Origin of the sequence: Streptomyces sp. NPDC059452 (genome assembly GCF_042750035.1) — a bacterium.
In the GTDB taxonomy this organism is placed as follows: Bacteria; Actinomycetota; Actinomycetes; order Streptomycetales; family Streptomycetaceae; genus Streptomyces.
Genome location: NZ_JBHYVE010000014.1, coordinates 101,229 through 118,708, shown reverse-complemented (window position 1 = coordinate 118,708; position 17,480 = coordinate 101,229). Strand labels below are relative to the sequence as shown.

The following is a 17,480-nucleotide window of genomic DNA, read 5'->3' as shown; positions in this document are numbered from 1 at the left end:
GTGCACCGCTGGGGAGCGGTGCACCGGCCCCTCGCCCGTACCCAAGACGTACGTGTACGCGTACGGGTCAGCCGCCCGCCTTCTCCGTCCAGGCGCGGGTGCGCAGCGGCAGCCGGGAGGAGCCGGCCTCCAGCGGGCGCACCGCGAGGATCTGGTTGACGCCGATCTTGTTGTGCTCGAAGGAGAGCGCGGAGGCGGCCATGTACAGCCGCCAGACCCTGGCCCGGCCCGGTGAGGTGGCCCGTACCGCCTCCTCCCAGTGCCGCTCCAGGTTGGCCACCCAGCGGCGCAGGGTCAGCGCGTAGTGCTCGCGCAGCGCCTCGACGTCGCGGGCCTCGAACCCGGCCTCCTCCAGGGTGGTCAGGGTACGGCCGAGGGGGGCGAGTTCACCGTCGGGGAAGACGTAGGAGTCGATGAACGCGTCGATGCGGTAGGCGTCCTCGTTCTTCTCGGGGCGGCGGGCGATCTGGTGGTTCAGCAGCCGTCCGCCGGGCTTGAGGAGGGCGTACAGGGCGTCGGCGTACTCGCGGTAGCGGACCGAGCCGACGTGTTCGGCCATCCCGATCGAGGAGATCGCGTCGTACGGGCCGTCGCGGACGTCCCGGTAGTCCTGGACCCGGATCTCGATGCGGTCGGTCAGCCCCTCCTCGGCGATGCGCTTGCGGGCATGGGCGGCCTGCTCCTGGGAGAGGGTGATGCCGGTGACCTGCGCCCCGTACTCGCGGGCGGCGTGGATGGCCATCGAGCCCCAGCCGCAGCCGACGTCCAGCAGGCGGTCGCCCTCCTTCAGGGCGAGCTTGCGGGAGACCAGGTCGAGCTTGTCGCGCTGGGCCTCCTCCAGGGTCCCGCCCTCCTCCCAGTAGGCGCAGGAGTAGACCATGGACGGGCCGAGGACCAGGGCGTAGAAGTCGTTGCCCACGTCGTAGTGGTGGCTGATGGCCTCCTTGTCGCGCCGCTTGGTGTGCAGCGGGCCGGTGCGGCGGCGGACCTCCTCGGCGGGCGGGGCGGGCGGCGGCCAGGGCCCGGCCAGCTTGAGGAGACCGGCGGCGAAGGCGCGGACGGCGGGGTCGCGGACCGGGTGGACCGCGGCCTTGGCGTCGACGCCCCGGTCCCACAGCAGCCCGGCGACCCGGTCGAGGACCTCGTACAGATCACCCTCGACGTCGATCTCCCCGGCCACCCAGGCACGGGCCAGGCCCAGCTCGCCCGGCTTCCACAGGAGTCTGCGCAGGGCGCGGCGGTGCCGGATCACGAGGACGGGGGCGCCGGGCGGACCCGATTCGCTGCCGTCCCAGGCCCGGATGCGGACCGGTAGGGGTTCCGAGAGCAGCTCTTCGGCGAGAGCGGTCAGCCGCGATGCGGCGCGTGCCATGGCGCACACCTCCGTGGTGGTGTTTCCCCGACGAACACAACAAGCACAACGAGCAGGACGAACACAACGAGCACAACAAGCAACCGTGCGTGGATACCCGCTCATGGTCCCGCTGTCGCGCTCTTCGGTGCCCACGGCGAGGTACGTATGTGTCAACTCTCCCCGCACGCTCCGTCATCCCGCTACCGGGCAACGGAACGGCAAAACGCGCGCGGATACGCCGAAGGGGCCGTCCGCACCACGGATGGCGGACGGCCCCTTCGGGCGTCATACGGGGGCGCTCCTCGCGGAGCGGTCACCCGGAGGTCAGGAGGCCTTGGCCTTCTCGCCCTCGGACTTGGCGGCGACGACGGCCGGAGCCGGGGCCGGCTTGGCGGCCTCGTAGAACTCCTCGCGCGGCGTCTCCATGGCGCCGAGCGAGACGACCTCGCGCTTGAGGAACATCGCCAGCGTCCAGTCGGCGAAGATCCGGATCTTACGGTTCCAGGTCGGCATCGCCATGCCGTGGTAACCACGGTGCATGTACCAGGCGAGACGGCCCTTGAGCTTGATCTTCACCTTGCCCATGACGATCATCGCGACGCCCTTGTGCAGGCCGAGACCGGCGACCGCACCCTTGTTGGCGTGGCTGTACTCCTTCTGCGGGAAGCCCCGCATACCGGAGATCACGTTGTCGCCGAGGACCTTCGCCTGCCGCAGCGCGTGCTGGGCGTTGGGCGGGCACCAGGCGTTCGGGTTGCCTGCGCGGCGGCCGATCATGTCCGGGATCTGGGCGTTGTCGCCCGCGGCCCAGATGTAGTCGGTGCCCTGCACCTGGAGCTTCTCGGAGGTGTCCACGTGGCCGCGCGGGCCGAGCGGCAGACCGAAGCGGGCGAGCGCCGGGTTCGGCTTCACACCGGCGGTCCACACGATGGTGCTGGAGTCGACCTCCAGGCCGTTCTTGAGCACCACGTGGCCGTTGACGCAGGAGTCCATGGAGGTGGAGAGGTAGATCTCCACGCCACGGCTCTCCAGGTGCTCCTTGCCGTAGGCGCCCAGCTTCGGGCCGACCTCGGGAAGGATCTTGTCGGCGGCGTCGACGAGGATGAAGCGCATGTCCTCGCGCTTCACGTTCGTGTAGTACTTCGCCGCGTCGCGGGCCATGTCCTCGACCTCGCCGATGGTCTCCGCACCGGCGAAGCCGCCGCCCACGAAGACGAACGTCAGCGCCTTGCGGCGGACGTCCTCGTCGGTCGTGGAGTCAGCCTTGTCCAGCTGCTCCAGGACGTGGTTGCGCAGGCCGATGGCCTCCTCGATGCCCTTCATGCCGATGCCCTGCTCGGCGAGGCCGGGGATCGGGAAGGTACGGGAGACCGCGCCCATCGCGATGACCAGGTAGTCGAAGGGCAGCTCGTAGGCCTCGCCGACGAGCGGCGCGACCGTGGCGACCTTGCGGTCCTGGTCGATGGTCGTGACACGACCGGTGAGAACCTCAGCCTTGGGCAGCACGCGTCGCAGCGGGACGACGACATGCCGAGGCGAGATGCTGCCTGCGGCAGCTTCGGGGAGGAAGGGCTGGTACGTCATGTACGACCGCGGGTCGACGACCGTGACGGTCGCCTCCCCGTACCGCATCTTCTTCAGAATGCGACGAGCTGCGTACAGGCCTACGTACCCACCGCCTACAACGAGGATCCTGGGACGCTCCGTGGTGCTCATGCCATCGAGTATCCACCCCGCCCCAGGGGGGTGCTCGTGAGCCCCTTCACAAGGATTCACCCACCCTCTGCTACACTTCGCCGCCCACGTGACCCAGGTCATGACCCCGCAAGGGAACCGCAACGCCCCGGGAAACGTTCCTGACCGCCTGTGAGCTGGCCCTTGGCCCTCCGGGGAGGGGTGCGGCGGCACTCCCTTTCACGTGTACGCAACGCGCCCGGAACGCGCCCGTACGCCTGCCGCACGGCGCCGCATATGGCCCGGACGGCCCTTGCGGGCCCCAACTGCGCCCAAGAGGGCCGAATTCCTTGTGAAGAAGTTCACGAAGTTCGGCGCGGCGTACCGCGCGAAGCCCCCTCCCGGGGCGTCCCGGGGGCCGCTCCGGGGCCCCACCAGGAGCCCCACCAGGAGCCTCACCGGGGCCTCACCAGGGCCTTTCCGCAGCTCAAAGGTGCGGTCGGGAACGCTACTGAGCAGCAGCCTCTCCGGCAGGGGCCCGATGCCCGCAGCGCCACAGGGGCGAGGCGGTGTCGAAGGGGACGTCCTCCCGGGACTCCGCCACGGCCCGCATCGACGACGGCAGGTCGAACGGCAGCACCCCTTCCAGCGGTACGCCCCCGAAGACGGCGTCCACCACCAGGTCGTCGTCGGCCCCGAAGTCGCCGATCAGCAGGGCGGGACCGGCCGGGCCCGTGAGCGGGGCCAGCACGGCCGGCCGGTCCAGGAAGACGCTGACCGCGGTCGGCACGGTGGCGCAGACGGCCCGCAGCCGGGCGGCCTCCTCGGCGGGGAACTCCAGCGAACCGGAGTGGAAGTGCCGCTCCAGCAGCCCTTCGCGCCGCTCGTAGGGGGCGTCGAGGCGCAGCACGGCCACGTCGGCCTCCTCGGGGGTGGCCACGGTCCGGCCGTAGCGGGCGAGGACGTCGGGGGCGATGTTCTCGGCGTAGATGGCGAGGTTTCGGGGTTCGTGCTCGGCGTAGACGGGGAGGTCTCCGGGCTCGGCGGGGCTTCCCGGTTCCGTGCGGCGCGGGGTCGTGAACGGTTCCGCGCTCCCGGCCAGGCCCACCAGGGAGCGGCGCTGCACCGTGCGCCCCAGCCGCCGGGTGTGCGGGGTCCCGACCAGCCGTGCGGCCCGCTCGGGGTCCACGTACGGGTCCTCGAAGAGCCCGAGCCGGAACTTGTCCCGCAGGATGCGGCGTACGGAATCGTCGACGCGCTCCTCCCTCACCGCCCCCGACCGGACCGCCGCCACGATCAGCTCGGCGCAGGTCTCGCCGCCGAGCTGGTCCACCCCGGCGTCGAGCATCGTCACCAGCCGTTCGGGTACGGAGAGGTGTTCCACGCCCCAGGCGCGTGCGGGGAGGGTGACCAGGCCGGGGATCTCCATCCCGGTCAGGGCGTTGAAGTCGGTGCACACCACCCCGTCGAAGCCGTACCGCTCCCGGAGCAGACCGGTGACGACGTCCCGGTTGTACCCGGCCCCGACCTCCGCGAGCCCGGTGCCGGAGGGGATCGCGTAACAGGGCATGACCTGCGCCGCGCCCGCCGCGAACGCGGCCTCGAAGGGGCGCAGGTGGTAGTCGAGGTTCCGGCCCGGGAACGCCTGGGCCCGGCCCGCCGCGAAGTGCGCGTCCTCGCCCAGGGCCTGCGGACCGTGGCCCGGGAAGTGCTTGACCATGCAGGCCACGCTGTCGGCGTCGAGCCGGTCGCCCTGCATGCCCCGGATGTAGGCGTCGAGCATCCGCCCGGCCCGGTCGGCGTCCTCGCCGAACGTGCCGCTGATCCGGGCCCAGCGGGGTTCCGTGGCCAGGTCGGCCATCGGGTGCAGGGCGAGCCGGATGCCGACGGCCCGGAGCTCGGCGGCCATGGCGGCGGCGAACTCCCGGACGAGGCCGGGGTCGTCGGTGGCGGCCAGCCCGATCGGCTCGGGTCCGGCGCTGAACCCCTCGCCGGAGTGGGCGGTGGCCGGATTGGCGGTGAAGCCGTGCCGGGGGTCCGAGGAGAGCGTGACGGGGATGCCGAGGCGGGTGGCGGCGGCGAGGTCCTGGACGTGGTTGTTCCAGCGGGCCATCGCGGCGGGCGGCGGTACGGCCATCAGCGCGAAGTGGTTGATGTGCCGGGCGGCGATGTGCTCGGCGCCGGTGGGTGGGGCCAGGGTGTCCGGTCCGGCCACCCCGACCGGGGTGCCGTCGGTGGGCGGGAGCATCCGGCCGTGGCACATCAGCCCGGCCTTCTCCTCCAGGGTCATCCGGGCCAGCAGGTCGGTCACCCGCTCCTCGACGGGCAGCCGGGGGTCCTCGTAGGGCTCCATCGTGCCGTTGTGGTTGAGATCGCGGAACGGGGTTCCGTCGTGGTGGCGCAGCGGGGGCGGAGGTACGGACATCGCGGGGCCTTTCGTACGTCGTGTGAGGAGGCGGGCTGGGCCGGATCGGTCAGTCGCGGGTGAGGCGGGGGTGCCGGATCAGCGGGGTCAGGGCCGTGGCCGCGAGCGCCGCCAGCGCGCCTCCCGCGTAGAGGGCGAAGTAGTTGCCGTCCCCCGACCGGACGACGGGGTCGCTGCCGAGCGCCAGCAGCAGCGGGGCGAGGGCGGGGGCGATCGACTGCGGGAGCGACTTGGCGATGTTGAAGACGCCGAGGTAGCGGGCGGAGTCGGCGGAGTGCGGCATCACCCGGATGACCAGGGCGAGGTCGACCGCGTAGAAGGCGCCGAGCCCGATCCCGGCCAGCGCCGACGCCACGTAGACGGGCCACACCGACGCAGCGGTCATCTTGATGAGCATGGACCCGGTCAGGAGCAGCCCGGAGCCGATGATGAAGGCCCGGTACGCCCCCGTACGGGAGGCGAGCTTGCCGCACACCGCCGCCGACACCACGTTGCCGACCAGGGAGAACAGCCCGGTGACCGACAGCAGGGCGGCTGCCTCGGAGGTCGACATGCCGAGGCGGGCCATGAAGAAGTAGAGGCCGAACGCGCCGATGAGGGAGTTGGCGAACTGGAGCAGGAAGCGCTGGCCCCAGACGATGGTGAAGGCCGGTGACTTCCGCGGGTCGAAGGTCAGGCTGGTGAAGACGGAACGCACGCTGACCGGCTCCCGCTCGGCCGGGTCCAGCGGCCGTTCGCCCCGCAGCAGATACCAGGCGAGCGCTCCCCCGACGGCGGCCACCGCGGCCGGAAGCAGGAACAGCAGCACGGTACGGCCCGGCAGCAGGCCGACCAGGACGAGACCGGGGACCACCCCGGCGAACCCGGCGGCCCCGAACAGCCCGGAGGCGGTCGCCTGGCGGTCGGGCGGGATCCGGTCGGCGATGACGGCGGAGAGCGCGGCGAGCGCGGCGTTGTACGCGGCCTGGGCGAGGAGCCAGCCGATGGTGAGCTGGGCCGTGGTGGTGGCGGTCGCCATGACCAGGGCGGCGGGGAAGCCGGCGAGCAGCCCGCCGATGATCCACGGCCGACGGCGGCCGAACCGGCTGACCGTGCGGTCGGAGAGGTGCCCGAACACCGGGTTCAGCAGAAAGGCGGCGACCGACCCGACGGCCGCCACCAGGCTCAGCACGCTCGTGCGCTGGTCGGGGGCGATCTCGTTGACCTTCAGGCTCAGCGTGGCGACCAGCGGGGTGGCGAGCGCGAAGGACAGCAGCAGCTCGGTGACGACGAGGGCCGCGAGCGTACGGCGTGGGGCCCGGTCGTTCTCCGTACCACCGGAAACCACGGGGCCAGGCGGGGCCGGGACCGCCGCTGCGGGGGCTTCGGACATGGACGTACTCCTGGGGAGGGAGAGGAAGAAAAGGGAGCGGGGTCAGCGGCTGGGGGTGGCGGCCGGGGCCCGGCCCGCCTTGGCCCGGAACTCCTCGATCACGCCGTCGAGGACCCCGCATCCGCGCAGGAACGCGCCCGCGCCACCGTGGCGTTCGCCGGTCAGGCGGAGGAAGGTCAGGATCGCGACGCGCGGCGCGGCCAGCAGCGGAGCGGGGATCACCGGGCCGTCGGGCATACCGGCGCCACCGCCCGGCGTACCGACACCCTCCTGTGTGCCGCCGCCCGGCAGCCGGTTGAGCGGCCCGGCGCCGACGCGCTCGGCGAGGGCGGCCAGGATCAGCGGCAGTTCGTCCGCCGTGCGTACGTAGTCGTCGGCGATGGACTCGTCGGGTACGCCGAGCAGTTCGAGCAGCAGGGCGGTCAGCAGGCCGGTACGGTCCTTGCCCGCCGCGCAGTGGACGAGCGCCGCACCGGGACGGGCCGCCGCGCCCACCGCCGCCACGAGGGCGTCGGGTGCCGCCTCGGCCAGGGAAGCGTAGAACCGGCCCAGATCGGCATCCGTACGCAGCGCGGCCAGCTCACCCGCGACCGCCTCCCCGACCGCTTCGAGGGGCGCTTCGACGATCTCGATCCCGGCGCCCCGCAGGGCCTGCCAGTCCTCGGGGCGGCGCTCCTCGGCGCTGCGGAGGTCGATGACCGTCCGTACGTCGGCCGCGCGCAGCCCGTCGGCCGTATGGGAGTCGGCGGCGGGGAAGGGCTGGGCCGACCGGTAGAGGACACCGCGCCGGACCCGGGTGCCGCCGGGGTCGGCGGCCAGGGCGGCATCACGGAAGTTGAGCAGACCTACGGCAAGCGGATTCAACGACTTGAGCGGATCCAGCGGATTCGGCGGGTTCGGCGGGTTCAGCGGGTTCAGCGGGTTCAGCGGATTCATGGGACGGAACCTCGGTTCGATCGGAACACCTGCACAGACATCTAGATGTTTAGATGTCTGTGCGGCGCCGTCCGGACCGCCCGCAGGCCGGTCGGTGTACGCGAAATGAACAACATCTCCTCGCTCCGGCGGGCCCGTCGAACTCCCTAGGATCGAGCAGTGCCGAGAAACCAGAGATCCGCCCCGGTCTACCTCCAGCTCGCCCGCAGCCTCCAGCGCAGGATCGACGCCGGAGAGCTGCCGGCCGGGACGCGTCTGCCCAGCGAGCCGGAGCTGTCGGCGGAGTTCGGGGTCAACCGGCTCACCGTGCGGCAGGCGATGGCCGAGCTGGAGCGGGCGGCGTCCATCGAGGTCAGACGGGGCATCGGCACCTTCGTCCGACCCCCCGTCACCCGGGTGTCCATCACTGTCGATCCGCGCAGCCAGCGGGTGGACATAGGCAGCACCCAGTCCATCCCTCTCGGCGACGGCCCCGTGGCGGGGACCGACTTCGACAGTGAACGGATCGTGGCGGTCCGGCCGGGCCCGTCGGGCCGGTACGACCAGGAGGCCTCGGCCCATCTGCGCCGCCCGGTGGACGAACTCAGCCGGGTGGACTCGGTGTTCCTCCAGGGCTCGTCGGCCTGGGTGGTCAGCTCCTACTGGCTGCTGTCGGCCAGGCTCCCCGCCGACCTGGGCCCCTCCGACCGGATGGGCAACGTGGTGCGCAGGCTGAGCGACGCCATGGGCATCACCCTCGAATACGACTGGCGCGCCTTCTCGGCGGTGGGCGCGGACGTGGACGACGCGGACGCCCTCGGGGTGCCGACGGGCAGCCCGCTGCTGGTGCGCGAGGGCGTGAGCTGCGACGCGACGGGCGCGCCCGTGCTCTACGTACGCCGCCGGATCAGGGGCGAGAGCGCACGGTTCGTCCTACGCTTCCGCGACCAGGCGGAGGCCTAGACGGAGAGCCAGGAGGGCAGCAACCGGGGCACGACCCTGACGTAGAGCACCATCCCAAGAACCTCCACCAGGGTCGCGACCATCAGCAGCTCGCCCGGATGTGAACGCGCCCTCTCCCGCACGGCGCGGAAGAGGGCGCGTTCGTCGCGTCCGGGGACCTACAGCGTGCCGCCCGCGACCGCACCGACCATGGCGGTGAGCGCGTCACGGCCGAAGACCAGGGCAGGACCGGTGGGCATCTTGCTGTCGCGGACGGCAACCGCGTCGCCGCCGAGGAGGCCGCACTCCACACACTGCGCGCCCGTGTCGCTGCGCGACGACTTCCACCAGGTCACGGGGAGGGTCGAGGCATCGAGGATCGTGGTCATTTGCTATCCCTTATCTCTGCAATGAGTTTCGTGGATTCACCAGGTGGCAGAGCAGCGGCACGCAGCCGCGCGACCGCGTCGTGGTACACAGCCACGTCGCTCTGGTCTTCCACGTAGAGGGCCGAGGTCAGCGACTCGATGTGTGCCACGGCCAGCCCGGAGTGCGCACCGTAACCGAGGAGCGAGAAGGCTCCCATCTGCCCCACGTGCGGCGCAGCCGTGACCGGCAGCACCTGGATCGTGATGTTGGGAAGCCTGGCCAGCGAGAGCAGCCGGGCAAGTTGGTCGGTCATGATCCGTTCGTCTGCGCAGCGGGCACGCAGGGCGACCTCACCGATGATGGCCCAGAGAGTCAACGGGGTCTCGCGGGTGAGCACCATCTGCCGGGCGAGGCGCACCTCCACCAAGGCGTCCACACGGTCTTCGGCCGCCTCGGTCATCGCGGTGGCAGTGATGATCTCTCGCGCGTACTCGGCTGTGTGGAGCAGACCCGGAATGGCGCTCGGCTGCCACGTACTGATCGTGTCGGCCTCGCTCTCCAGGCTGATCAGGTCCTCGTACGCGGGCGAGAGGACGGACCGGTACGACTGCCACCAGCCACGCCTTGCCCCCTCGCGTGTGAGCTTCAGCAGACCGGACCGGAGGGCTTCGTCACTGACGCCTATGGCATCGAGGATGAGCGTCACGTCGGCCGCGCTCGCCGCAACCTTCGCGTTCTCGACTCGGCTGACCTTGGCCCCGTTGAGCCTTCCGCCGGACCGAGCGGCGACATCCTCCTGCTTGAGCCCGAGAGACTCGCGGAGGGCCCGCAGCGTACGGCCGAGCTGCCGCCGTCTCACCGTGGGTGCGCTCACGTATCCCGTCCCTCTCGCCTGGTGGTCAGGATCAGTCTGCCGCGCGTGCCGCCCCGATGTCACCTTTGGGTCCCCTCCCTACAGCCGCTTTCCTCAACATGTGTAAATTTACATTTTAGTTTCGATCCACTTGCAGAGTGCTCAGCAATTTGGGCACTCTACTTCCTACGTTTACATCGCCGTACCAACGCGAGTGATGAGTACGGCCATAGGGTCAAGGGGTCCGCATGACGACCGTGCGTCCACACGCCTTACCGTCCGCGCAGCACAGCGAGCGCCCCGCTGTGCCGCCACAGCTGATCTGCGCCGCCGAGCCCGAAGCGGTTCGCCCCGCGCGCCGCTTCGTACGCGAGGCGACCGCCCACCAGGAACCGGGCACCACCGGCGACGCGCTCGACACGTTGGAGCTTCTCGCCAGCGAGCTGGTGACCAACGCCGTGCGTTACGGCACGGAGCCGGGCGACTCCATCCGGGTGGTGGTCGACGCCGGTCCGGGCCGGTGCCGGATCGAGGTGCACGACACTCGTCGGAAGCGGCCGGTGGTCCGACCGGCCTCGGACGAGCGTGGGCGGGGCCGCGGCCTGCACCTGGTCGGCCTGTTGGCCGAGTCCTGGGGCACCGCCGACCGCGAGTTCGGCAAAATCGTGTGGGCGGTGGTGACGTGGTGACCGGACCCGTCACGCGGTGGCGCCCCGTCACGGACGACATGGTGTTGTACCGGGCGGTGACAGACCACACGGCGGCATGCGAGGTATGCCGGGCCCAGGCAGGCAACTGCCCCTACAGCTCCCGCCTGTCGGAGATGGCCAGGGTGGCGCGGGACATCGTCCGCGAGGAGCGCTCGATCGGCGTCAGGGTGGGCGCGGACACCGGTCGGCCGACGGGCCCCCACTGCCGCGCCGCCGTCCTCGACCACCGGACGGCACTGCACATGGAGTGCGTCCGCCCCTCAGGGGGCTGCGCGTGCTACTGCCACCAGGACGGGCCACCCACGCAGTAGGGCGGCCACAACAGCGCGCCCCCGGAGCGGCCAAGGCTCCGGGGGCGCGTGCTTCAACAGGCTATGCCACGCCGCTGATCAGGCGAGCGGTCCGTCTTCCGCCAAGTTCTGCGCCGCGCTCCAGGCGATCCCGTCCAGGATGTCGTGCTCGCTGACGACGACCTCGTGCGCGCCCGTCCGTTCCATGATGGCCAGCAGGACGAGGGCGCCCGCGGCGATCACGTCGACGCGGCCCGGGTGCATCACCGGGATCGCGGCGCGTTCCTCGTGGGTGGACTGGAGGAGGTGTTCGGTGATCGCGCGGGCCTGGCCCCGGGAGACCCGGGAGTGATGGATGGCCTCGGAGTCGTACTCCGCCAGCTCCAGCGCGATCCCCGCGATCGTGGTGACCGTGCCCGCCAGGCCGACGAGCGTCGCCGCCTCGGTCAGGGGTACGGTCGCGGCGGCCGCGTCCAGGGCGGCTTCGATGTCCTTGCGGATCGCGGCGACCCGGTCGTGGGTGGGCGGGTCCACCACGGTCCCGTCCGCGGTCAGGTGACGCTCGGTCATGCGGACGCAGCCGATGTCCACGGAGCGGGCCGCCTCCACCCTCTCCGAGCCGAGGACGAACTCGGTGGAGCCGCCGCCGATGTCGACGACCAGGTACGGCTTGGCCAGGTGGTCGCTGCCGGTCAGCTCCTTGGTGGCGCCGTCGAAGGAGAGCTGCGCCTCCTGGTCGCCGGTGATCACCTCGGGCTCGACGCCCAGGATCTCCCGGACCCCGGCCACGAAGTCCGCGCTGTTCTCGGCGTCGCGGGAGGCGGAGGTGGCGACGAAGCGGACGCGTTCGGCGCCCAGTTCCGCGATCGCGGCGGCGTACTCACGGCAGGCCGCGAACGTCCGCTCCAGCGCCTCGGGGGCGAGCCGGCCGGTGCGGTCGACGCCCTGGCCGAGGCGGACGATCGTCATCCGCCGGTCCAGCTCGGTGAAGGAGCCGGTGGCGGGGTCCGCGTCGGCGACGAGGAGCCGGATCGAGTTCGTACCGCAGTCGATCGCGGCGACCCGGGTCATGCGCCGGTCCCGTCGGCGGGGCCGTCGAGCGGGCGGAAGGCGAAGTGACCCCCGTCGCCCTCGTCCACGGTCCAGCCGTCCTCCTCCTTCGGCGCGCACGGCGTCACGCACGCGCCCTTGGCCCACCACTCCGGCAGCATCGCGATGGCCTCGTCGCCCAGCGGGTTCACTCCGGGACCGGCGGCCAGCGAGTGGCCGACCAGGACGTGCAGGCACTTCACCCGGTCCGGCATACCGCCCGCGCTCGGGAAGCCCTCCAGGACCTCGATGGCGTCGCGGCGGGTGATGTAGTCCTCGTGCGCGGCCCGGTAGGCGGCGGCCAGCTCCGGGTCGGTCTCCAGACGGGCCGTCATCTCCTTCATGACCCCGTTCGCCTCCAGCGTGCCGATCGCCGAGGCCGCCCGGGGGCAGGTCAGGTAGTACGTCGTCGGGAACGGCGTGCCGTCCTCCAGACGGGGCTGGGTCTCCACCACGTCCGGGTTGCCGCACGGGCAGCGGTGCGCGATGGCGCGCAGGCCGCGCGGCGGGCGGCCGAGCTGCTGCTCGAACGCGGCGATGTCCGCGTCGGTGGGCTTGGTGGACTCGGTCTGCGGAGGGGGCGTTTCCATGCCTGCCTTGGTTCTGCTCGGAAGCTCGTGGAAGTGGACGGGACGGGACGGGTCGGGGTGGGGTCGGGTCGGGTCGGGTCGGGTCGGGGTGGACGTACGGGGAGTCGTGGAGGTGGACCGTACAGGGGGCGGTCCCGGTCAGTCGCGGTCGTTCCGGTCGGCGCCGTCCACGCCGTCCCAGAGGTTGGAGTGCCAGGGCCGGTGGTTCGCGCCTGGCTCCCCGCGGCGCTCCCGCGCCGCGTCGGGGTCGGCCACCGTGTAGCCGGTCTCCCCGGGGAGGACGTAATGGAGGTGCTGGCGGGCCAGCCGCATGATGTACGCGTCGTCCTGGAGCCGCGCCTTCTCGTCCCGCAGCTCCTCGGTGCGCCGCTCCGCCTGCTGCGAGAGCCGCTCCTGCTCGGCGATCTCGTCGCGCTGGGAGACGTACTGGCGCATCGGGTAGGCGAGCGCGACGACCAGGGAGCAGACGACCAGTGCCAGGAACGCGGCCCGGCCGGTGAGCCGGGAGCGGCGGGCCTGGCGGCGGTTCTGGGAGCGGTAGACGCGGGCGGCGGTCTGCTCGCCGAGCAGTCGCAGCCTGGTCGCGGTGGAGAACCGGTCCCGGTCCTTCCCGGCCATGTCTCCCGCCTCCCCATCACGCACGTCCGTCCCCGCACACGGTACGGGACCGAGTGCGGGGACGGACGGAGGCCACCGTCTTGACGGCTACGGGTCAGCCTTTGAAGCGGCTACGGGTCAGCCCTTGAAGCGCGGGAAGGCGGAGCGGCCCGCGTACACCGCGGCGTCGTCGAGGATCTCCTCGATGCGCAGCAGCTGGTTGTACTTGGCGACGCGGTCCGAGCGGGCCGGGGCGCCGGTCTTGATCTGGCCGCAGTTCACGGCGACGGCGAGGTCGGCGATGGTGACGTCCTCGGTCTCGCCGGAGCGGTGCGACATCATGCACTTGAGACCGTTGCGCTGGGCCAGCTCGACGGCGTCCAGGGCCTCGGTCAGCGAACCGATCTGGTTGACCTTGACGAGCAGGGCGTTGGCGGAGCCCTCCTCGATGCCACGGACCAGGCGCTCGGGGTTGGTGACGAAGAGGTCGTCGCCGACGATCTGGACCTTGGCGCCGATGCGGTCGGTGATGGTCTTCCAGCCGTCCCAGTCGTCCTCGTACAGCGGGTCCTCGATGGAGACCAGCGGGTACGCGGAGACGAGCTCCTCGTAGTACTCGGTCATCTCGGCGGCCGAGCGGGACTTGCCCTCGAACTCGTAGACGCCGTCCTTGTAGAACTCGGACGCGGCGGCGTCGAGCGCGAGCGCGATGTCACGGCCCGGGACGTAACCGGCCTCCTTGATGGCCTCGACGATGAGGTCCAGGGCGGCGCGGTTGGACTCCAGGTTCGGGGCGAAGCCGCCCTCGTCGCCGAGTCCGGTGGACAGGCCCTTGGCCTTGAGGACCTTCTTCAGCGTGTGGTAGACCTCCGCGCCCCAGCGCAGGGCCTCGGAGAAGGACTCCGCGCCGATCGGCGCGATCATGAACTCCTGGATGTCCACGTTGGAGTCGGCGTGCGAGCCGCCGTTCACGATGTTCATCATCGGAACGGGCAGCAGGTGCGCGTTCGGGCCACCGAGGTAGCGGAAGAGCGGCAGGTCGGACGCCTCGGAGGCGGCGTGCGCGACGGCGAGCGAGACACCGAGGATGGCGTTCGCGCCGAGCGAGGCCTTGTTCTCGGTGGCGTCCAGGTCGAACATCGCCTGGTCGATGAGGCGCTGCTCGGTGGCGTCGTACCCGACGAGCTCCGGGCCGATCTGCTCGATGACGGCGAGGACGGCCTTCTCGACGCCCTTGCCCTGGTAGCGGTTGGGGTCACCGTCGCGAAGCTCAACGGCCTCGAACGCTCCGGTGGAGGCGCCGGACGGAACGGCAGCACGGCCCGTGCTGCCGTCGTCGAGGCCAACCTCGACCTCGACCGTGGGGTTGCCCCGGGAGTCGAGGATTTCCCTGGCTACGACGACGTCGATGGACGGCACGAGGCATCTCCTTCTGGGATCTGACACTGGTTGTGCAGGGTCACTGTGGCCTTGCGACACGAGCCTAACCGGCCCGGCCGCATCAGTCGGACGACCGCCCGTCTCCTGGGACGAAAAAGGACCCAAGGGCCTGCATGACGGGACAAAACTCCAAAAATCTACTGGCCGGTAACACGCGCTGGCGACAAGAGGTGAACGAATCCCCCCTCATTCTCATCCGCCGGTGAACGCATCCCCCTGGGCTTCCTCGCGGAAAGACCCCGGCCCGGCGCGCACGGGGGGTGAGCGCGCCGGGCCGGGGAGCCGTGCGAGGGAGGGAGCCGCCGGACCCCCTCCCTCCGGGGAGGAGAGCCGGCTGCTACTTCAGGTGGAGCTGCTGACCCGGGAAGATCAGGTCCGCGTCTTTGACGATGTCGTCGTTGAGCTCGAAGAGCTTGGCCCAGCCGCCCTTGACGCCCTCCTTCTCAGCGATCTTGCTGAGGGTGTCGCCGGCCTTGACCTTGTACTCGCCGTCGCCCTTCTGGACCTTCTCACCGGTCGGGGTGGTGACGGTCTTCTTGGAGCTCTCGGCCTTGGGGGCGGCCGGGGCGGTGCGCTGCTCGCTGCGCGTGGTGGGCTGCTCGGCCTTGCGCTCGGGCTGCGCCTGCGGGGCCTGCTGCGGCTTGCTCGCGGACTGGCCGGAGCCGGTGTTCACACCCGGGTCCACACCGTCGTTGGTGAGACCGCCGGCACCGGCACAGGCCCAGGCGCCCGGACCCTGCATGTCGAGAAGCCGCTCGGCGGTGGCGATCTGCTGGTCCTTGGAGGCCAGGTCGGCGCGGGGGGCGTACTGCGTACCACCGGCGGCGGCCCAGCTGGACTGCGAGAACTGGAGCCCGCCGTAGTAGCCGTTGCCGGTGTTGATGGACCAGTTGCCGCCGGACTCGCACTGGGCGACGGCGTCCCACGTGGAGACGGAGGCGGCGGAAGCGCCGGTCGCGCCCATCAGCGGGATGGCGACGGCGGCACCCGTGACGCCCGCCAGGGTGGCAAGACGGGTGGCCTTGGACGGGCGGCGGTGCTTGCCCTTGCTGTTCAGCAGCATGGAACGATCTCCTCACCGACGCCTGCGAGGTGAGCTGTCGGGTTCGGGCCAATGAGTTGCCCGGCCGCGTGACCTTGCACGCGGCTTCACCCCTAGCCGGTCCCGTACGTCCCCGTCTTCGACTTCGACTTCGACTTCGAAGGGGCCGTGCGGACCCGGCGGCTTACCTGGGTCCCCCGCTCCTGCCTACGGCGCTTTACGCGTCTGTTCCCTTCGACCGACGGCAGGATTCGGCGTGACGGTCGACGGGGCCCGCGGTGCGAGCGGTTCCGACCGTAAACACAGGCGACCCCCACATTCAAAGACGGACATACTGGGCCAATCGGCGCTTACTTGCTTACCCTGACGGATCGTTTCCGCAGGTCGGAGGGGATCTGCGCCGATCGAGCGGACGCAACACGCCAGTTGAAGCAAAGAGACCCATGTCTCACTTACGCATAAGTGGACATAGGCCTCTGAACTACCCGTGATTTTGGGGGTGTTTTTCCTAATTGAATCAGTTGGCGGAAGGCTCCTCGACGCTCTCCGCAGCACCCTTCCCGGCACCCTCGCCCGCGCCCTCACCCGTGCCCTTGTCCGCACCCTTTTCCGCGTCCTGACCCAGACCCAGATCCAGGCTCTGACCGGGCAGGATCAGGTCCGGATCGGAGCCCAGAAGGTCCTTGTTGGCCTCGTACAGGCCGGTCCAGCCCTGGGGGAGCTCCTGGGCGTCGGCGATCGCCCAGAGGTTGTCCCCGGGCTGCACGGTGTACCCGCCCGCCGTGACCGCGCCGGAGTCCCGCGCATCGCCTTCGCCGCGCGAGGCGTGCCGGCCGGACTCCCGGGGGCCGTCCTCCTGGCCCACCGCACCGGCCTCCTCGGGGGCGGGGGCGCCCCGGTGCTTGCCGCCGGTGCGGTCGGCGCCCTGGGAGGCGGAGGGCTGCGAGGCGTCGGGGGAGCCGGTCCCGCCGCTCTTCCCGGCGGTGGGTGACGCGGAGGGCTTCGCCGAGGGGTCGACCGTGTCACCCTTGCCGGACTTGCCGGACTTGCCGGACTTGCCACCCTTGTCGACTCCGCCGGTCTCGCCTGCCTCGCCGGACTTACCTACCCCACCCGTCTTACCTACCTCGCCCGTCTTGCCCGACTTATCCGCCTCGCCCGAAACCTTCGACTCGCCCTTTTCATCCGCCTCGTCCGCCGGGGCGGTCGTCGGAGCCTGGGTGGGGTCGGTGGAGGGTGCGGTGCCGGGGTCGACGCCGGGCAGGCTGCCGTCCACCGCGAGGCCCGAGATCACCGCACAGCTCGGCCACGCCTGCGGCCCCTGGTCGGCCAGGACCTTCTCGGCCACGGCTATCTGCTGCGACCGGCTGGCCAGGTCGGCCCGGGTCGCGAAGTCGGTGCCGCCGTACGCCGACCAGGTCTCCTGCGAGAACTGGAGCCCGCCGTAGTAGCCGTTGCCGAGGTCGGCGCTCCACATGCCGCCGCTCTCGCATTCCGCGACCCGGTCCCAGGTGGTGGCCTCGGCCGCGCTCGCGCCTGTCGCGCCGAGGAGCGGGATGGCGATGGCCGATCCGGTCACGCCTGCGGCGACGACGATGGCGGGTGCCTGACGAGGGCGGCGGTGTCTGCCGTTCGCGGAGCCCATGGGGTTTGCCTTCCGTGCGACTGACAAGCAGGAACTGAGGAGCATGAAGCTGTTGAGCACTCAACGTGACGCTGCCGGGCGCAGGAAACTCCGTCGCGCCCAGGAAGCCGTTGAGCAAGTGACGTGTGAGCAACCGGTGAAGCGGCGGCCGACGCGTCGAACCGTGAACCTAG

The 17,480-nt window shown here is 71.1% G+C and carries 16 protein-coding genes and 1 riboswitch; of the genes, 3 read left to right on the top strand and 13 right to left on the bottom strand.

The features are described 5' to 3' along the window. Positions 1-67 precede the first annotated feature (67 nt). The 5 genes from ACFW9Z_RS19950 to ACFW9Z_RS19930 all read right to left on the bottom strand — a co-directional run bounded on the left by ACFW9Z_RS19950 (position 68) and on the right by ACFW9Z_RS19930 (position 7,761). Positions 68-1,372 carry a class I SAM-dependent methyltransferase gene (locus ACFW9Z_RS19950; protein ID WP_384642361.1) on the bottom strand — a complete coding sequence of 435 codons (1,305 nt, stop codon included), beginning with the start codon at positions 1,370-1,372 and terminating at the stop codon, positions 68-70. A gap of 306 nt (positions 1,373-1,678) precedes the next feature. Next, positions 1,679-3,070 carry an NAD(P)/FAD-dependent oxidoreductase gene (locus ACFW9Z_RS19945; RefSeq protein ID WP_384642358.1) on the bottom strand — a complete coding sequence of 464 codons (1,392 nt, stop codon included), beginning with the start codon at positions 3,068-3,070 and terminating at the stop codon, positions 1,679-1,681. Between the two features lie 466 nt (positions 3,071-3,536). Continuing rightward, complete coding sequence (locus ACFW9Z_RS19940) at positions 3,537-5,453, bottom strand: glycoside hydrolase family 3 protein (protein WP_384642356.1); 1,917 nt, start codon at positions 5,451-5,453, stop codon at positions 3,537-3,539. 49 nt (positions 5,454-5,502) lie between these two features. Beyond that, positions 5,503-6,825 carry an MFS transporter gene (locus ACFW9Z_RS19935; RefSeq protein ID WP_384642353.1) on the bottom strand — a complete coding sequence of 441 codons (1,323 nt, stop codon included), beginning with the start codon at positions 6,823-6,825 and terminating at the stop codon, positions 5,503-5,505. A gap of 42 nt (positions 6,826-6,867) precedes the next feature. Next, complete coding sequence (locus ACFW9Z_RS19930; RefSeq protein WP_384642351.1) at positions 6,868-7,761, bottom strand: tyrosine-protein phosphatase; 894 nt, start codon at positions 7,759-7,761, stop codon at positions 6,868-6,870. A gap of 159 nt (positions 7,762-7,920) precedes the next feature. Between ACFW9Z_RS19930 and ACFW9Z_RS19925 the strand changes: the two genes are divergently transcribed. Beyond that, positions 7,921-8,703, top strand: coding sequence for a GntR family transcriptional regulator (locus ACFW9Z_RS19925; protein WP_384642348.1), 783 nt, complete (start codon positions 7,921-7,923; stop codon positions 8,701-8,703). Positions 8,704-8,861: 158 nt separating this feature from the next. On the opposite strand, the gene ACFW9Z_RS19920 is transcribed toward ACFW9Z_RS19925, so the two are convergent. Both ACFW9Z_RS19920 and ACFW9Z_RS19915 read right to left on the bottom strand, forming a co-directional pair. Then, complete coding sequence (locus ACFW9Z_RS19920; protein ID WP_384642345.1) at positions 8,862-9,071, bottom strand: DUF397 domain-containing protein; 210 nt, start codon at positions 9,069-9,071, stop codon at positions 8,862-8,864. After that, positions 9,068-9,925: a helix-turn-helix domain-containing protein gene (locus tag ACFW9Z_RS19915; protein ID WP_384642342.1), complete on the bottom strand. Its 858-nt coding sequence runs from the start codon at positions 9,923-9,925 to the stop codon at positions 9,068-9,070. The genes ACFW9Z_RS19920 and ACFW9Z_RS19915 overlap by 4 nt, the downstream gene beginning before the upstream one ends. Positions 9,926-10,152: 227 nt before the next feature. Here ACFW9Z_RS19915 and ACFW9Z_RS19910 point away from each other — a divergent pair, with 227 nt between their 5' ends. Beyond that, a complete protein-coding gene (locus ACFW9Z_RS19910; protein ID WP_384642339.1) occupies positions 10,153-10,593 on the top strand; it encodes an ATP-binding protein in 441 nt (146 codons plus the stop codon). After that, positions 10,590-10,925 (top strand): hypothetical protein, encoded by a 336-nt coding sequence (locus tag ACFW9Z_RS19905; protein WP_384642336.1) that lies wholly within the window; start codon positions 10,590-10,592, stop codon positions 10,923-10,925. The genes ACFW9Z_RS19910 and ACFW9Z_RS19905 overlap by 4 nt, the downstream gene beginning before the upstream one ends. A gap of 78 nt (positions 10,926-11,003) precedes the next feature. Here the strand turns inward: ACFW9Z_RS19905 and ACFW9Z_RS19900 are convergent, their stop codons facing one another. The 6 genes from ACFW9Z_RS19900 to ACFW9Z_RS19875 all read right to left on the bottom strand — a co-directional run bounded on the left by ACFW9Z_RS19900 (position 11,004) and on the right by ACFW9Z_RS19875 (position 17,307). Further along, the gene (locus ACFW9Z_RS19900; RefSeq protein WP_384642333.1) at positions 11,004-11,975 is read right to left on the bottom strand and encodes an exopolyphosphatase; all 972 of its coding nucleotides are present in this window, start codon (positions 11,973-11,975) and stop codon (positions 11,004-11,006) included. Continuing rightward, on the bottom strand, positions 11,972-12,583 hold the full coding sequence (locus ACFW9Z_RS19895) for a DUF501 domain-containing protein (protein ID WP_384642331.1): 612 nt from the start codon (positions 12,581-12,583) through the stop codon (positions 11,972-11,974). Before ACFW9Z_RS19895 ends, ACFW9Z_RS19900 begins: the two co-directional genes overlap by 4 nt. 138 nt (positions 12,584-12,721) lie before the next feature. Beyond that, positions 12,722-13,201, bottom strand: coding sequence for a septum formation initiator family protein (locus ACFW9Z_RS19890; RefSeq protein ID WP_384642328.1), 480 nt, complete (start codon positions 13,199-13,201; stop codon positions 12,722-12,724). Between the two features lie 117 nt (positions 13,202-13,318). Continuing rightward, a complete protein-coding gene (gene eno, locus ACFW9Z_RS19885) occupies positions 13,319-14,599 on the bottom strand; it encodes a phosphopyruvate hydratase (protein ID WP_384642325.1) in 1,281 nt (426 codons plus the stop codon). Between the two features lie 358 nt (positions 14,600-14,957). Continuing rightward, positions 14,958-15,683, bottom strand: a complete 726-nt coding sequence (locus tag ACFW9Z_RS19880) for a transglycosylase family protein (RefSeq protein WP_384642322.1) — start codon at positions 15,681-15,683, stop codon at positions 14,958-14,960. A gap of 4 nt (positions 15,684-15,687) precedes the next feature. Then, positions 15,688-15,887, bottom strand: a riboswitch (cyclic di-AMP (ydaO/yuaA leader). Positions 15,888-16,179: 292 nt separating this feature from the next. Continuing rightward, positions 16,180-17,307, bottom strand: coding sequence for a transglycosylase family protein (locus tag ACFW9Z_RS19875; RefSeq protein ID WP_384642320.1), 1,128 nt, complete (start codon positions 17,305-17,307; stop codon positions 16,180-16,182). Positions 17,308-17,480 lie beyond the last annotated feature (173 nt).

Coding starts and splice junctions, on each gene's coding strand:
- ACFW9Z_RS19930 (WP_384642351.1), bottom strand. CDS start 7,761: ATGAATCCGCTGAACCCGCTGAACCCGCTGAACCCGCCGAACCCGCCG.
- ACFW9Z_RS19895 (WP_384642331.1), bottom strand. CDS start 12,583: ATGGAAACGCCCCCTCCGCAGACCGAGTCCACCAAGCCCACCGACGCG.
- ACFW9Z_RS19910 (WP_384642339.1), top strand. CDS start 10,153: ATGACGACCGTGCGTCCACACGCCTTACCGTCCGCGCAGCACAGCGAG.
- ACFW9Z_RS19940 (WP_384642356.1), bottom strand. CDS start 5,453: ATGTCCGTACCTCCGCCCCCGCTGCGCCACCACGACGGAACCCCGTTC.
- ACFW9Z_RS19920 (WP_384642345.1), bottom strand. CDS start 9,071: ATGACCACGATCCTCGATGCCTCGACCCTCCCCGTGACCTGGTGGAAG.
- ACFW9Z_RS19945 (WP_384642358.1), bottom strand. CDS start 3,070: ATGAGCACCACGGAGCGTCCCAGGATCCTCGTTGTAGGCGGTGGGTAC.
- ACFW9Z_RS19950 (WP_384642361.1), bottom strand. CDS start 1,372: ATGGCACGCGCCGCATCGCGGCTGACCGCTCTCGCCGAAGAGCTGCTC.
- ACFW9Z_RS19880 (WP_384642322.1), bottom strand. CDS start 15,683: ATGCTGCTGAACAGCAAGGGCAAGCACCGCCGCCCGTCCAAGGCCACC.
- ACFW9Z_RS19935 (WP_384642353.1), bottom strand. CDS start 6,825: ATGTCCGAAGCCCCCGCAGCGGCGGTCCCGGCCCCGCCTGGCCCCGTG.
- ACFW9Z_RS19875 (WP_384642320.1), bottom strand. CDS start 17,307: ATGGGCTCCGCGAACGGCAGACACCGCCGCCCTCGTCAGGCACCCGCC.
- ACFW9Z_RS19890 (WP_384642328.1), bottom strand. CDS start 13,201: ATGGCCGGGAAGGACCGGGACCGGTTCTCCACCGCGACCAGGCTGCGA.
- ACFW9Z_RS19900 (WP_384642333.1), bottom strand. CDS start 11,975: ATGACCCGGGTCGCCGCGATCGACTGCGGTACGAACTCGATCCGGCTC.